Origin of the sequence: Lysobacter sp. Root76 (genome assembly GCF_001428685.1) — a bacterium.
Classification (GTDB): domain Bacteria; phylum Pseudomonadota; class Gammaproteobacteria; order Xanthomonadales; family Xanthomonadaceae; genus Lysobacter.
The window spans coordinates 1,087,532-1,101,646 of sequence record NZ_LMIK01000001.1; the positions used below are offsets into that span (position 1 = coordinate 1,087,532).

General features: G+C 71.4%; 11 protein-coding genes. 1 reads left to right on the forward strand and 10 read right to left on the reverse strand.

Annotated elements, in window-relative coordinates; translation table 11 throughout:
* Nucleotides 1-39: 39 nt before the first annotated feature.
* A complete protein-coding gene (locus ASE10_RS04520; protein WP_055903817.1) occupies nt 40-372 on the reverse strand; it encodes a hypothetical protein in 333 nt (110 codons plus the stop codon).
* A gap of 289 nt (nt 373-661) precedes the next feature.
* On the opposite strand from ASE10_RS04520, the gene ASE10_RS04525 reads away from it, so the two are divergent.
* Entirely contained in the window at nt 662-1,141 is a 480-nt protein-coding gene (locus tag ASE10_RS04525) for a hypothetical protein (protein WP_055903820.1), read from the forward strand.
* Nucleotides 1,142-1,150: 9 nt separating this feature from the next.
* On the opposite strand, the gene ASE10_RS04530 is transcribed toward ASE10_RS04525, so the two are convergent.
* The 9 genes from ASE10_RS04530 to ASE10_RS04570 all read right to left on the reverse strand — a co-directional run bounded on the left by ASE10_RS04530 (nt 1,151) and on the right by ASE10_RS04570 (nt 14,078).
* On the reverse strand, nt 1,151-3,289 hold the full coding sequence (locus ASE10_RS04530; RefSeq protein ID WP_157480860.1) for a tetratricopeptide repeat protein: 2,139 nt from the start codon (nt 3,287-3,289) through the stop codon (nt 1,151-1,153).
* Between the two features lie 145 nt (nt 3,290-3,434).
* Nucleotides 3,435-5,432 carry a transketolase gene (tkt, locus tag ASE10_RS04535; protein ID WP_055904094.1) on the reverse strand — a complete coding sequence of 666 codons (1,998 nt, stop codon included), beginning with the start codon at nt 5,430-5,432 and terminating at the stop codon, nt 3,435-3,437.
* A 199-nt stretch (nt 5,433-5,631) separates the two neighbouring features.
* The gene (locus ASE10_RS04540) at nt 5,632-6,939 is read right to left on the reverse strand and encodes a dicarboxylate/amino acid:cation symporter (protein WP_055904097.1); all 1,308 of its coding nucleotides are present in this window, start codon (nt 6,937-6,939) and stop codon (nt 5,632-5,634) included.
* Nucleotides 6,940-7,163: 224 nt separating this feature from the next.
* Entirely contained in the window at nt 7,164-8,861 is a 1,698-nt protein-coding gene (locus tag ASE10_RS04545) for a BatD family protein (protein WP_055904100.1), read from the reverse strand.
* Nucleotides 8,862-8,875: 14 nt separating this feature from the next.
* Nucleotides 8,876-10,603, reverse strand: coding sequence for a VWA domain-containing protein (locus ASE10_RS04550; protein ID WP_055903825.1), 1,728 nt, complete (start codon nt 10,601-10,603; stop codon nt 8,876-8,878).
* Complete coding sequence (locus tag ASE10_RS04555) at nt 10,600-11,616, reverse strand: VWA domain-containing protein (protein ID WP_055903828.1); 1,017 nt, start codon at nt 11,614-11,616, stop codon at nt 10,600-10,602. Before ASE10_RS04555 ends, ASE10_RS04550 begins: the two co-directional genes overlap by 4 nt.
* Nucleotides 11,616-12,074, reverse strand: a complete 459-nt coding sequence (locus ASE10_RS20950; protein WP_055903831.1) for a DUF4381 domain-containing protein — start codon at nt 12,072-12,074, stop codon at nt 11,616-11,618. The genes ASE10_RS04555 and ASE10_RS20950 overlap by 1 nt, the downstream gene beginning before the upstream one ends.
* The gene (locus tag ASE10_RS04565) at nt 12,074-12,988 is read right to left on the reverse strand and encodes a DUF58 domain-containing protein (RefSeq protein ID WP_055903834.1); all 915 of its coding nucleotides are present in this window, start codon (nt 12,986-12,988) and stop codon (nt 12,074-12,076) included. Before ASE10_RS04565 ends, ASE10_RS20950 begins: the two co-directional genes overlap by 1 nt.
* 52 nt (nt 12,989-13,040) lie before the next feature.
* Nucleotides 13,041-14,078, reverse strand: coding sequence for a MoxR family ATPase (locus ASE10_RS04570; protein WP_055903837.1), 1,038 nt, complete (start codon nt 14,076-14,078; stop codon nt 13,041-13,043).
* Nucleotides 14,079-14,115: the final 37 nt, after the last annotated feature.

The following is a 14,115-nucleotide window of genomic DNA, read 5'->3' on the forward strand; positions in this document are numbered from 1 at the left end:
TACGCGACGGCCTGCGATCCCTCGCGGCCGTGGACCGCTTTACATCGGCGAGCAGTCGGTCCAGCCGGACGCGTAGGCGGCGCTCATCTCGGCGATCAGGGCGCTGTGGCAGTTCGCGTACGAAGTGCCGTAGACGTCGTGGCCGGTGCGGAAGGTGGTGCCGACCTCGCCGATGTGCTCGATGCCGTCGCCCCACACGGTGTATTCGGTGTAGTAGCTGCCGCGCCAGGTGCCGGTCTGCGGGCCGCTCGGGTCGCGGTCGTTGATGACCCGGCCCGGCACGCCGTTGGCGGCGCTGGCGGGATCGGAGGCGAGGCCGGCGCCGAGCAGCACGGTCGTCATCAGGGCCAGGTTGAACAGCTTGAGCTTCATATCGGTCTCCAGGTGGGACCGCCGTGGCACGGCGGTTGGACGATGCGGGTTCCCGGGCAGCGACGCGATCGCGGGCCGACCGGGCCGGATCACGCTAGGGTCGACGCCGCCCGCCCACCAGAACGCAGCAGGGACCAAACCGGACCGCGGCGGGAACGAATCCCGGCGATGTTTCGAAGAATCAATCGCTTGGCGTGAATTCGTGCCCCGTTTCGCCCCCGAAACCATTGGAGCCCCGGCGCGGCCGACGCCTACACTGGCCGGGTCATCCACACACCGTGATCGAGCCATGACGCGTCATTGCCTGCCCCGCCTGCTCGGCCTGAGCCTGCTGTTCGCCACCTGCGCCCACGCCCACGACCCCCTGGCCAAGAGCAAGAACTGGTGCCTGGACCCGAACGCCTCGCCGCAGATCGTCAGCACTTTCAGCATCACTCCGGCCGCGCTGGCGCAGTACCGCGCCGAGCACGCCCCGCTGCTGGGCCAGGAGGCATCCGGCTACTGCGTTCCGGAAAAGACCTGCGGCATCGTCGACGAGTGGTATTGGGCCAACCAGGCTGCGCACGACCAGTGCTCGGCGCTGGGCGACAAGTCGATGCAAAGCCCCAGTCAGCAGGCCATGCCCTTCGTCCAGGGGCCGGCCGACTTCAATCCCGACAACGGCAGCCACCACGACCTGTACCGTTTCAAGGACGGCGACCTGCGCGGCGTGTGCGTGGTCTGCGTCGACAACCGGGTGCCGGGCGAAGTGCTCGCGCCCGATAGCTGAGCGCGGCGTTCACACCAGGGCGCGGCGGCGGGTGTAGGCCAGCGCCGCGTCGACCCGGCGCTGCAGTTCCTCGCGCTCCTGCGGCGCCATCGTGCAATGTCCGAGCACGTAGTAGGCCGAACGCAGCACATCGCGCCAGCGCGGTTGCCGCGGCAGCTTGGACAAGACCAGATAGCGCTCCATCGCACGCACGCGCAAGCGGCCTTCGTCGATGGTCACGCGCCAGATGCGGCTGCGTTCGGCCAGTTCCAGCCGGCTGCTGCCGGTGCTGCGTTCCCAGGTGTCGACCACCGCCAGCATCAGTTCCACCAGGGTGCGCCGGAAGTCTTCGCGCATGCGCTCGTCGCGGGCGGGATCGGCGTCGCCCGCGGTCCCGTCCGCGAGCGTCGCCATCGGCGTGGAGGCCGCGGAGGCCTCGCGCAATCCGAGCACGATCAGGCCGTCGCCGCGTTCCCAAGGCGTGAGCTGGGCCTGCAGGCGCACGACGCCGTCGCGGCGGGCGAATTCGAAGGTCTGCGCACTCGCATCCTCCATCCGCTCCAAGGCCGCGGCCAGCGACTCGCGATCGGCCTCGCCGACGTAGTCGCCCAGCGCCTGCCCGACCGGCGACTGCGCGACCGGCGACAGCCCGTCCGCGTCGAGCAGGCCGCAGGCGGCGCGATTGGCGGCCAGCACCTGGCCTTCGGCATCGACCAGGCAGACCGCATCCTGGCGGCTGTCGAGCAGGGCCTGGAGCAGGCTGCGGTCTTCGGCCAGGGCATCGGCGGCGTGACGGTAGCGCGCCAGCGCTTCTTCCTGGCGCACCTGGCGCTCGGCTTCGAGCAGACGCGCGCGCTGACGCCGGCGCATCAGCAGCAAGCCCAGCGCCAAGGCCGCGGCCAGCGTGGCGGCCAGGGTCAGCCACAGCAGCAAGGTGCGCTGGCGCAGTTCGACCCGGCGCAGACGGTTCTCGGTTTCCAGCGCGGCGATGGTGCGGTCGCGTTCGGCGGTTTCGAAGCGCGTGCGTAGCCAGCCCAGTTGCCGGTCCTGCTGCGCCCGGCTGAGCACACGCTCCTGCTCGTGGCTGCGACGCAGGGTGGCGATGGCGGCGCTACGGTCGCCTGCGGCCTCCTCCGCCAGCGACAGTTCCTGCAGCAACGCGATGCGTTCGACGCCGCCTTCGGGCAGGGCCGCGATCGCTTCGTGCAGGCGCGTCGCCGCCGCGGCGGCGCGGCCTTCCAGGCGCTCGCTGCGTGCGATCTGCAATTGCAGCGACGCCGGCAAGGCCAAACGGTGTTCGGCCGCGATCGCGAACGCGGCCAGGCGCCATTGCCGCGCCTGCGCGATGTCCGCGCGCGCCAGGGCGGCGCGCATCAGGCCCGCGTACACGCGCAGCTCGTAGGCGCGATTGCCGGCCTGGCGGTAGGTCTGCAGCGCCTCCTGCAGCCACTGCTGGGCCTGGGCGGCGTCGCCGCGATCCAGGCTCAGCTCGCTCAGGCTTTCGAGCACGTGCCCGGCTTCGACCCGGTTGCCCTGGGCGCGGAACGCCGTCAGCGCTTCGCGGTAATGCCGGGTGGCCTCATCGGGGTCGTCGAGTTCGCGGTAGACGTCGGCGATGTTGTTGAACACCGCGCCGCCGACCTCGCCGCGGGCGCGCTGCATCTGCAGACTCGCGGTCAGCGTGCGCAAGGCGCCGCGGAAATCGCCGAGCCGGCGCAGTGCGCTGCCGACGTTCCTCAGGTCGCGCGCGATCGCTTCTTTGTCGTCGTGCGCGGTCGACAGCTGTAGCGCGCATTCGAAACGTCCCAGCGCTTCGGGTATCAGTTCGCGGCGGTAGGCGAGCACGCCGCGCTGGCGCATCAGTTCGTAACCCAACTCCCAGTCGGGATCGCGACCGATCGTGGCCTCGACGCAATCCAAGGCCTGCTCGGCCTGCTCGAAGCGGCCGCTGCCGATTTCGTTGCGCGCCTGCGCGAGCAGGGCTTCACCGGTGCGCGCGACCGTCGACAGGTCGGCGCCCTCGGCCAGACCGACCCGGCGCGGACAGATCGCCGGATCCGGCAGCGGTCGCGGTGTCGGGCTGGCGTCGCAGCGCGTGGGCGGTGCGGCCGCCAGCGCGCTGCCGGTCGCGATGCACAACAGCATCGTCCCGGACAGCGTCGCTCCCAACAGCCGCACTCCCAACAGCCGCGCCCAGAGCGGGACGGCATTGCGCCGCAAGGTTTGCGGCGGCGATGCCTGCTCCCGCGCCGGGCCCGCGATCAACCGTCGCGCTCCGGCGTTGCGGCCCCGATCATCGCGGGCATCCTAGGAATCAGAGCACCTTCGCCGCCGCGACCACGCGCTCGACCGTGAAGCCGAAGTGCGGGAACAGGGCTTCGGCCGGAGCCGAGGCGCCGAAGCCGTCGATGCCGATCACGGCGCCGTCCAGGCCGACGTACTTGCGCCAGAAATCGCTGACGCCGGCTTCGATCGCGACGCGCTTGCGCACCGCGTTGGGCAGCACCGATTCGCGGTAGTCCGCGTCCTGACGGTCGAACACGTCGCTGGACGGCATCGACACCACGCGCACCTTCAGGCCTTCGGCGGCGAGCGCGTCGGCGGCCTGGGTGGCCAGGCCGACTTCGGAACCGGTCGCGATCAGGATCAACTCCGGGGTACCGTCGCTGTCGCGCAGCACGTAGCCGCCGCGGCCGATCCGCTTGAGCTGCTCGTCGCTGCGCGGCTGATGGGCCAGGTTCTGGCGCGAGAAGATCAGGCAGCTGGGGCCGTCCTTGCGTTCGATCGCAGCGCGCCAGGACACCGCCGACTCGACCGCGTCGCAGGGACGCCAGACGTCGTTGTGCGGGATGTAGCGCAGGCTGGCCAGGTGCTCGATCGGCTGGTGGGTCGGGCCGTCCTCGCCCAGGCCGATCGAATCGTGGGTGTAGACGTGGATCGCGTGGGCGCCCATCAGCGCGCTCATGCGCACGGCGTTGCGCGCGTAGTCGCTGAACACCAGGAAGGTGGCGTCGTAGGGAACGAAGCCGCCGTGCAGGCTCAGGCCGTTGCTGATCGCGGTCATCGCGAATTCGCGCACGCCGAAATAGATGTAGTTGGCGTTCGGATCGTCGCTGGCGACCGACTTGCTGCCCTTCCACAGGGTCAGGTTGGAATGGGCGAGGTCGGCCGAACCGCCGATCAGTTCCGGCAGCAGCGGCGCGAAGGTCTCGATCGCCATCTGCGAGGCCTTGCGCGAGGCGATGGTCTGGCCGTCGGCCTGCAGCTTGGCGATGTAGGCATCGGCGTCGGCGGCGAAGGTTTCCGGCAGATCGGCGTGCGAGCGGCGGGTCAGTTCGGCGGCTTCGGCCGGGTACTGCGCGGCGTAGGCGTCGAACAGGCGGTTCCACTGGTCCTCGCGCACCATGCCGGTGCTGCGCGAACGCCAGCCGTCGTAGATCGGTTCCGGAATCTCGAACGCCGGGTGCGGCCAATGCAGCGCTTCGCGGGTGGCGACGACTTCGTCCTTGCCCAGCGGCGCGCCGTGCGAGGATTCCTTGCCGGCCTTGGCCGGCGAGCCGAAGCCAATAGTGGTGCGGCAGCAGATCAAGGTCGGCTTGTCGGACTTGGCCATCGCGGTGTCGATGGCGGTCTTGATCTCGACCGGATCGTGGCCGTCGACGTTGCGGATCACGCGCCAGCCGTAGGCCTCGAAGCGGGCCGGGGTGTCGTCGGTGAACCAGCCGTCGGTGTTGCCGTCGATCGAGATCTTGTTGTCGTCCCAGAACGCGACCAGCTTGCCCAGGCCCCAGGTGCCGGCCAGCGAGGCGGCTTCGTGCGAGATGCCTTCCATCAGGCAGCCGTCGCCCATGAACACCCAGGTGCGGTGATCGACCACGGCCAGTTCGGGACGGTTGAAGCGCTGCGCGAGCAGCTTCTCGGCCAGGGCCATGCCGATCGCGTTGGCGAAGCCCTGCCCGAGCGGACCGGTGGTGGTTTCCACGCCCGGGGTCATGAAGTTCTCGGGGTGGCCCGGAGTCTTGGACTCGAGCTGGCGGAAGCGCTTGAGGTCCTCGATCGACAGGTCGTAGCCGGTCAGGTGCAGCAGCGCGTACTGCAGCATCGAGCCGTGGCCGTTGGAGAGGATGAAGCGGTCGCGGTTGAACCACTTCGGATTGTTCGGATTGTGGTTGAGGTAATCGTTCCAGAGCACTTCGGCGATGTCGGCCATGCCCATCGGCATGCCCGGATGACCGGAGTTGGCGGCCTGCACCGCGTCGATGGCGAGGAATCGGATGGCGTTGGCGAGGTCGCGGCGGCTGGGCGTCGTCATGGCGTCGGGCACGGGGTCTTCTGGAGGCGGGAGGCGGCCGCGCGAGCGGCTGGACCAGCCGGGCGGACTCGCCATTGTCCCATCCGCGCGCCGCCCTGTCGCGCCGGATCGGCTGGTCCGGTGCCCGGAAACGGCAAAGCCCGCCGTAGCGGGCTTTGCGGATCGTGCCGGGGCGCCGCGCAGGCGCCACGGGCCGGGCTCAGTCGGCCAGGCGCTCGATGGGCGGGTCGCTCTCGCCGCGCGAGACCACCGCGGCCACGGCCAGGTCGCCGGTGACGTTGAGCGTGGTCCGGCACATGTCCAGGAAGTGGTTCACGCCCAGGATCAGGCCGATGCCTTCCGGCGGCACCCCGACCATGCCGCAGATCAGCGCGATCACCGGCAGCGAGCCCGAGGGCACGCCGGCGGTACCGATGCCGCCGAGGATGCAGACGAACATCACCGTGACCTGCTGCGCCAGGCTCAGCTCGACGCCGAAGAACTGCGCCAGGAAGATCACCGTCACGCCCTCGAACAACGCGGTGCCGTTCTGGTTGGCGGTCGCGCCCACGGTCAGCACGAAGCGCGACACCCGTCGCGGCAGGCCGATCTCGTCGGCCACGCGCAGCGCGGTGGGCAGGCTGGCGTTGCTGGAGGCGGTGGAGAACGCCAGCAGCATCAGTTCCTGCGCGCCGCGGAAGAACTTCAGCGGCGACCAGCCGCCGAGGAAGCGCAGCGCCAGCGAATAGGTCACGAACAGGTGCAGCGCCAGCGCCAGCACCACCACCACGACGTAGCTGGCGAGCTTGGCCAGCAAGTCGGCGCCGAACACCACGGTCATGTTGAACATCAGGCAGAACACCGCGTACGGCGCCATGCGGATGACCAGGCCGATCAGGGTCATCGACACTTCGAACAGGCCCTGGATGCCGCGCTTGAGCGTGTCCACGGCCTCCGAGCGGGTCAGCACCATGCCGATACCGACCATCAGCGCGAAGAACATCACCGCCAGGATGGTGTTCTCGGCCGCGGCCTTGACCACGTTGTCGGGCACGATCGACAACAGCATGTCCATGCCCTTGGGCTGGCTGCCGACGTCGCTGACGATGGCCTTGGCGCGTTCGGCGTTTTCGGCCAGCAACTGCTTCGCCAAGGCCGGATCGACGCCGGCGCCGGGCTGGATCCAGTTCACCAGCACCAGGCCGATCGCGACCGCGATCGCCGACATCAGCACCGTGAAGGCCAGCGTGCGCCAGCCGATGCGGCCGAAGGCGCGCACGTCGCCCATTTCCGACACGCCGATCACCAGCGCCGAGAACAGCAGCGGGATCACCAGCATGAAGATCAGGCGCAGGAAGATCGTCGCCAACGGCTGGGTGACGTAGGTCGTGAGGGTCTTGACCCAGCCCGCGTCGCCGCCGACCAGGTAGTGCACGAGCAGGCCGAGCACCATGCCGGCCGCGAAACCGATCGCCATCTTCCAGTGCAGCGGCAGCTTCTTGGGCTTGGCGCCGTCGGCCCCGGTCATCGCTTCGGTCATTTGCGTACTCCCCGACTTGAACCCGCGGAGCTTAGCAAACCTGCCCGATCCGGCCTGCCCTGCGCCCCAGGCTGAACGAAGGGGATCGCTACCGTAAACACGCCAAGCCTCCGCAGCAGCCGTGCTGTGGGGTAGGAGCGGCGTAAGCCGCGACCCGTGTGCCCATCGGAGTTGCGCGGTCGCGGCTTACGCCGCTCCTACCCCAGGGCCGGCTAGCCCGGCGGATACAGCGGCGGCAGCGGCGAGGCCGCCACAGCGGCGACAGCGCGCCAGCGCGGGCCCTGCACGAACGCGGAGCGCAATTGCGCACGCGCGGCCGGACCATCGCCACCGGCCCAGCGTGCACGCTGCATCGCCTGCAGGGCTTCGCGCTGGGCGGGGTCGTCCAGGCGCGCGATGACCTCGTCGATATCCGCTGCCGGCGGGTTCGCCAGGGCGCACAGCGCGGCCGCGACCTCGCCGAAGTCGCCGCTGTCCAGCACCTGCCTGAGCGCGCCGCGACGGCCCGACGGCGGCGCCGCCGGCAGTTCGCCCGCCACCGGCAGCGGCGGCGCTGCGCCGGCGCGGACGGCCGCCGGATGCGCGCGCAGGTGCAGCGCCCAGACCAGGGTCGCCAGCCACAGCGCCGCGAACACCAGCGCCGCCAACGCCCACCAGCGCGCGGCCGGATCCTGCGCGATCGCCGCGATCGGCGAAGCGTTCGCGCCGGCCTTGGCCTCGTCCGCAGCGGGCGCCGGCAACGGCGCCGGGGCCGATCCGTCGGCGGCGGCGATCTTCCAGGTCAGCGCTGGTAGCTGGGTGCTGCGCGCCGTGCCCGAGCCCACGTCCCACCAGCCCAGGCGCAGCCCGTCCAGACGCGCCTCGCCGGTGCGCGAAGGCACCAACGAGAACTTGCGCGTGAGCTTGACCCGCGGCCGGCCGTTGGCGAAGTTTTCGTCGGATTGGACCGGTTCGGCGAACACCTGCACGCCGTCGATCGGCGGCAGCTGCAGTTCCGGAATCTGCGCCGCGGTGGCGCCGTCGGCGGTGACCTCGACGGTCAGGGTCGCGGCGCTGCCCGCGCGCAGGTCCTGCGGCGCGGACTGGTAGCGCAGCTGCAGATCGCGCAGCGGCAGCCAGGGCTGCGGCGCGTTGGCCGGCATCGCGCGTACCTGCAGGCGCCGCGGCGTGGCCGCGACGCGCAGGGTGTCGCCGTTGCCGCCGAACATGTCCTCGAAGAAATTGGGCGCGCTGCGGCCTTCGAAACGCGCGCCCGGCACCTGCACCACGCCGCTGCGCTCGGGCACCAGCAGGTAGCGGCGCTCGACCACGTTGTAGCGGCGCCCGCCGAGTTCGCGGGTGTACTGCGCGTCGTCGCCGATGCGCTGGAACGAGGCGCCTTCGGGCGCCGGCTGGTCGAGCTGACCGGCCACGATCGGCACCGCCGAATACAGCCGCACCACCCAGCCCACCGCCTGCTGCACGTAGGGATCGGTCGCGTCGGCTTCGCTCTCGATGAAGACGTCGTCGCCGGCGTGCGCCGGCGCGCGCGCGGCCACCGGCGCGACCACCAGGGTCAGCGCCGCCGTGCGTTCGCCGCCCACGCTCAGCGACGGCACCGTCAGGCGTCCGTCGCGGCGCGGGCGCAGGGCCACGCCGTACAGCGAGCGGGTGACGAACTGGCCGTTGCTGCGTTCGAACGAACGCCGGCTGGTGTTGTTGCTGACCTCGAAGTCCTTGGCCAGCGGCGAGTAGTCGGGACCGGCGCCGCTGAGCGAGGTGGTCTCGATGTTGAGGGTCACGGTTTCGCCGGCATTGACGGCGTCGCGGTCCAGCCACGCGCGCGGCTGCGCGAGCACGCCGAAACTGGCGGCGCACAGCACCAGCCACAAGACGAACAGACCGGCGGTGCGGGCGTGGACGGACGGCATGCGCGGCATCGCGGTCATTCTCCTTGCTCGCCCAGAACCTGGCGGCGTTCGTGCTCGATACGGAATTTCTCGCGCAGCAGACCGCCCGGATCGTCCGGCACGCGCCTGAGCCAGGCTTCGTTGGCGACCCGGACTTCGCGCTGCTGCGCGGTTTCCTTGCCGCGCGCGCGCGCCTGCGCCGGCTGCTCGGTGCGCGGCTGTTGCTGCAAGGCGCGCTGCATGCGCTCGCGCTGGGCGCGGTCGGCCTGTTCCTGCGCCTTGGCCGCGGCGGAGGGATCGGATTCGGATTTGGAACCGGATTCCTCGCGCTCGGGCTTGGGCTGATCCTGGGCCGGCTTCTGCTGTTTCTGCTGGCCCTGCTGCGGCTTCTGCGGTTGGTTCTGCTGGCCTTGCCCGCCCTGCGACGACTGGTTCTGCTGCGACTTGTCCTTGGGCGGCGGCTTGCGCTTCATCGCCGCTTCGACCGCGCGCTTGTTGGCCAGCGCATCGGGCATGCCGGGTTGCAGGCTCAAGGCGCGGTCGTAGGCGGCGATCGCCTGCGGGTACTGCCCGGCCTTGGCCAGCGCGTTGCCGAGGTTGTATTGGGCATCGGCGCTGTCCGAGCTGCGGTACAGCTGCGCGGCGCGCGGGTAGTCGCCGCGGCGGTAGGCCTGGGTCGCGTCCTGCATGCGCTCGTGGACGAGCTGGTCGGGACGACGCCATAGCTCGGCCGCCCGCGCGGGTTGCCAGGGCAGCCAGGCGCACAGCAGCAGTGCGGCGAGCGCGCCGCTGCGGCGACGGAACGCGAACAGCGCCACCAGCAGCAGCGGCGGCAACAGCCAATAGCCTTCGTCCTGCCAGGTACGGCCCTTGCTGCCCTTGGCCGCGGTGGCATCGGTGGCCTTGGGTTCGAGCACGCCCAGCGCGCGCAGATCTTCGTCGCCGCCGCTCATGGCCGCGTAGCTGCCGCCGCCGGCGCCGGCGAGATCGCGCAAGGTGGCCGGTTCGAGCTTGACTCCGACGATGCTGCCGTCGCTGCGGCGGATCGCGGCCCCGGCGGCGCTGCCCAGGCCCAGCGCGGACACGCGGTAGCCGTCGGCCGCGGCTGCGGCCGCCGCGGCGCGCGTGCGCGCATCGCTATGATCGGTCAGCAACAGGATGTCGCCGCGTTCGAAGCCGGCGCGGCGCAGCAGCCGCGTCGACCAGACGATGGCGCGATCGCCGCGCTGGCCGTCGACCGGCATCACGTCGGGATTGAGCGCGTCCAGGAACAAGGCGACATTGGCCGCATCGTCGGTCAGCGGCGCGACGGTGAACGCATCGCCGGCGTAGGCCACCAGCCCGACCTGGCCGCCGTCGCGCTCGCGCAGCAGGGTCGCGATCTTGGCCCGCGCCTGCGCCAGGCGCGTAGGAGGCAAGTCGGTGGCGAGCACGGCGCTGGACAGATCGAGCGCGATCACCAGCGGCGCCCGGCTCTGCCACAGGGCCTGCTCGGTCTGGCGCCAACTCGGGCCGGCCAGCGCGAACACCGCGAGCACGCCGGCGAGCATCGCCAACCAGGCGCCGTAACGCGTGCGCTTGTCCTGCCCGGCTTCGAGCAGATGCGGCAGCAGGTGCGGATCGACCGCATCGCGCCAGGCGCTGGCGCGACGCCGGCGCGCGCGCCACCACAGCGCGATCAAGGGCAAGGCCAGCAGCGCCCACAGCCAGTGCGGACGCAACAGGTGCAATTGCGAGAACGTCCCCATCCAATCGGTGCTCATGCGCGTCGCCTCCCTTGCAGGGCGAACGCCAGCAGCGCCAGCACGAACGCGGCCGCGAGCGGCCAGACGTAGCGCTCGATGCGCGGGCGCACGGTCTCGCCTGGGCGCTGGATAGGCTCCAGCCGATCGATCTCGGCGTAGATGCCGGCCAGTTCGGAGGTGTCGCGGGCGCGGAAGAAACGCCCGCCGGTTTGCTTGGCCACCGCGCGCAGGGTGGTCTCGTCGATGTCGTCGCCGCCACCGGGTATCGGCAACTTGATGCCGAGCACCGACAGCGTGCCGTCGCCGCCGAAGGCGATGGTGTGCACGCGCACGTGATCGGCGCTGGCCAGTTCTGCCGCCTTCTTGGGCTCGATCGCACCGGCGGTATTGACGCCGTCGGTCAGCAGGATCAGCACGCGCTGCTCGGCGGGCTGCGAGCGCAGGCGCTTCACCGCCAGCGCGATCGCGTCGCCGATCGCGGTTTCCTGGCCGGCCAGTCCGACCACGCTGTCGGCGAGCTGGTCGCGCACGGTCGCGCGGTCCAGGGTCAGCGGTGCCAGCGCGTAGGCGCGGCGGCCGAACACCAGCAGGCCGACGCGGTCGCCGACCCGGCGTTCGAGGAAGTCGTTGAGCACCGCCTTGGCCGCGGTCAGGCGATCCACCGGGCGATCGCCGAGTTCCATGTCCGGCTCGCGCATGCTGCCCGATAGATCCAGCGCCAGCATCAGATCGCGGCCGACCTGGGGCGGCTGCACCGCGTCGCCGAGCTGTTGCGGCCGCGCGGCGGCGATGCAGAGCAGGATCCACGCCGCCCAGATCAACCAGCCCGGGCCGCGCCCGCGCACGCCGTGACCGCCGACGGCCGCGACCGCATCCAGGCGTTCGCCGAACGGTACTTTCAACGCCGCCGAGCCGTCGCGCGCGGCCGGCAGCAGCCAGCGCGCCAGCCACGGCAAGGGCAGCGCGAGCAGCCACCAAGGCCACGCGAACAGGTCGCGCGCATCGGCCAGGGCGCGGGCGAGCGCGTCCATCATCGGCCTGCGCCCATCAGTTCGAGGAAGCGCGTGCGCACCAGCTCGCGCAAGGCCTCCGCCTGCAGAGGATCGACGTCGCGGCGGTAACCGCCGTCGAGCAGCAGACGGCCCGCGGCCTCGACGAACTGCGGCGACTTCGCGCTGCGATCGAGAAAGGCCAGCCAGTCTTCGCCCTGCAGGCGGTCCGCCGTCGCGTCGCGGCGGCGCGCGGCACGGCGCAATAGTTCCGACATCGCCGCGACCTGCGCCGACGGCGTAGCCGCTTCGGCCAGCGCATCGTCGAACACGCGCTCGATCGCGCGCCGCCGGCGCTGCCGGCGCGCGCGCCACAACCACACCGCGGCCACGACCAGCAGCACGGCCGCGAACACCATCCACCAGCCCGGCGCCGGTGGCCACCAGGACGGCGCCACGCTCTCGTGCACGTCGCGCAGGAGCAGGGTCGGATCGGCCATCACGCCACCAGCGGCCGTGCCCGGCCCAGCAAGGGCAACCAGGATTCACTGGGCGCATCGGTGGACAGGGCCTGCACACGCACGCCGCGCGAGGGCAGTTTTTCCAATGCGGCCGCGACTGGTGCGGTGAATTCCTCAGCCCAGCGCCGGCGCTGTGCGGGCACGCCAAGATCGACTTCGATCCGGCGCTCGCCGCTGCGGAACGGCAGCGCGGATTGCGGCGGCGCGTTTTCCAAGGGATCGGTCAGCAGCAGCACGATCACTTCGTGGTGCTGGGCCAGTGCCGGCCAGCGCCGCTCGGGCACCTGCTCCAGGCTGCGCGGATCGGCCAGCACGACCAGGCGCGAGCCCGGCCGCAGCAGACGCGTGGCGTGGTCGAGCGCGACCGCGAGACCGGCGTCGTCCGCGGGCGGCTGCGCGTACCAGCGCACCAGCGCGTCGAGCGCGCGCAAGGCGCCGCGCGGTCCCGACGCCGGCGCCACCGGCGCCTCGCGCAGGCTGCCGCGCAACGCGGCGATGCGGTCGCCGTCGCGCGCCGCCGCCCAGGCCGCGATCGCGCCGGCACGCGCGGCCTGGACCGACTTGAAGCGCACGCGGGTGCCGAAATACAGCGCCGGCGAGGTGTCGGCGACGATCAGGCTCAAGCGCTCGCGTTCGGCCTGGAACAACTTGGTGTGGGCGCGGCCGGTGCGCGCGGTCAGGCGCCAGTCGATGTGGCGCGCATCGTCGCCGTTCGAGTATTCGCGCGATTCGGCGTACTCCATGCCGCGTCCGCGCAAGGGCGACAGCGCATGGCCGCTGACCCCGTGCCGACCCAGGCGCGCATTGCGGCGACCGCCGACGGCGGCGCGCAGCGCGACCAGTTCCGCCAGTTGCGGACGCAGGCCGTTGGATTCGGTGGACGCAGCGCTCATGGCGATCCTGGACCGGGGCCGCGCGCCACCAGCGGCGACGCGTCGCGCCGGCTCACGGCAGCGGCACCCGCTGCAGCAGTTCGGCGACCAGGCGGTCGCCGTCCCAACCCTCGGCGGTGGCTTCGTAGCTGGGCAGGATGCGATGGCGCAGCACCTCGGGCGCGATCGCGCGCACGTCGTCCGGGGTCACGTAGTCGCGACCGGCCAGCCAGGCATGCGCGCGCGCGCAGCGCTCCAGCGCGATCGAGCCGCGCGGGCTGGCGCCCCAGGCGATCCGGCGCGCGAGCGCGGCGTCGTAGCGCGCGGCATCGCGCGAGGCCAGCACCAGTTCGATCAGATAGCGCTCGACCGCGGGCGCGACGTGCAGCGACAGCACCGCGGCGCGCGCCGCGAACACGTCGGCCAGCGGCATCTTGGTCACGACCGGCGCCACCGTACGCAGCGAGTCGCGTGCGCGTTCGCGCGCCAGGCGCAGGATCTCGGCTTCCGCGGCCGCTTCCGGGTAGCCGATGCGCACGTGCATCAGGAAACGGTCGAGCTGGGCCTCGGGCAGCGGGAAGGTACCCTCCTGCTCGATCGGGTTCTGGGTCGCCATGACCAGGAACAACGGCGGCAGCGCATACGTAGCCCGGCCGACCGTGACCTGGCGTTCGCCCATCGCCTCCAGCAGCGCCGACTGGACCTTGGCCGGCGCGCGATTGATTTCGTCGGCGAGCAGGATGGGATGGAAGATCGGCCCGGCCTGGAACTCGAAGCGGCCGTCCTGCGGACGCCAGACCTCGGTACCCGTGAGATCGGCCGGCAGCAGGTCGGGGGTGAACTGGACGCGGGCGAAGTCGGCCTCCAGGCGCGCCGCCAGCGCACGCACTGCGCTGGTCTTGGCCAGGCCGGGCGCGCCTTCGACCAGCAAATGGCCGTCGCCGAGCAGGGCGATCAACAGACGCTCGATCAGCGCCGCCTGGCCGACGATCTCGGTCGAGAGCGCCTCGCGCAGTCCGCGGAAGGCATCGTGCAGACGCGCCAGTTCGGCATCCGGCAGGGCGGGCGTACGGACCGGCGCGGTGCCGGCGAGGATTTCGGGGGTTTCCATCGGCGTTCCGACGCGGGGCGAGGTCCGATTTTGACCG

Excerpts from the sequence above, each read along its gene's own strand:
- ASE10_RS04550 (WP_055903825.1), bottom strand. The coding sequence starts at position 10,603 with ATGAGCACCGATTGGATGGGGACGTTCTCGCAATTGCACCTGTTGCGT.
- ASE10_RS04520 (WP_055903817.1), bottom strand. The coding sequence starts at position 372 with ATGAAGCTCAAGCTGTTCAACCTGGCCCTGATGACGACCGTGCTGCTC.
- ASE10_RS04545 (WP_055904100.1), bottom strand. The coding sequence starts at position 8,861 with ATGCCGTCCGTCCACGCCCGCACCGCCGGTCTGTTCGTCTTGTGGCTG.
- ASE10_RS04565 (WP_055903834.1), bottom strand. The coding sequence starts at position 12,988 with ATGAGCGCTGCGTCCACCGAATCCAACGGCCTGCGTCCGCAACTGGCG.
- ASE10_RS04570 (WP_055903837.1), bottom strand. The coding sequence starts at position 14,078 with ATGGAAACCCCCGAAATCCTCGCCGGCACCGCGCCGGTCCGTACGCCC.
- ASE10_RS04555 (WP_055903828.1), bottom strand. The coding sequence starts at position 11,616 with ATGGACGCGCTCGCCCGCGCCCTGGCCGATGCGCGCGACCTGTTCGCG.
- tkt (WP_055904094.1), bottom strand. The coding sequence starts at position 5,432 with ATGACGACGCCCAGCCGCCGCGACCTCGCCAACGCCATCCGATTCCTC.
- ASE10_RS20950 (WP_055903831.1), bottom strand. The coding sequence starts at position 12,074 with ATGGCCGATCCGACCCTGCTCCTGCGCGACGTGCACGAGAGCGTGGCG.
- ASE10_RS04540 (WP_055904097.1), bottom strand. The coding sequence starts at position 6,939 with ATGACCGGGGCCGACGGCGCCAAGCCCAAGAAGCTGCCGCTGCACTGG.
- ASE10_RS04525 (WP_055903820.1), top strand. The coding sequence starts at position 662 with ATGACGCGTCATTGCCTGCCCCGCCTGCTCGGCCTGAGCCTGCTGTTC.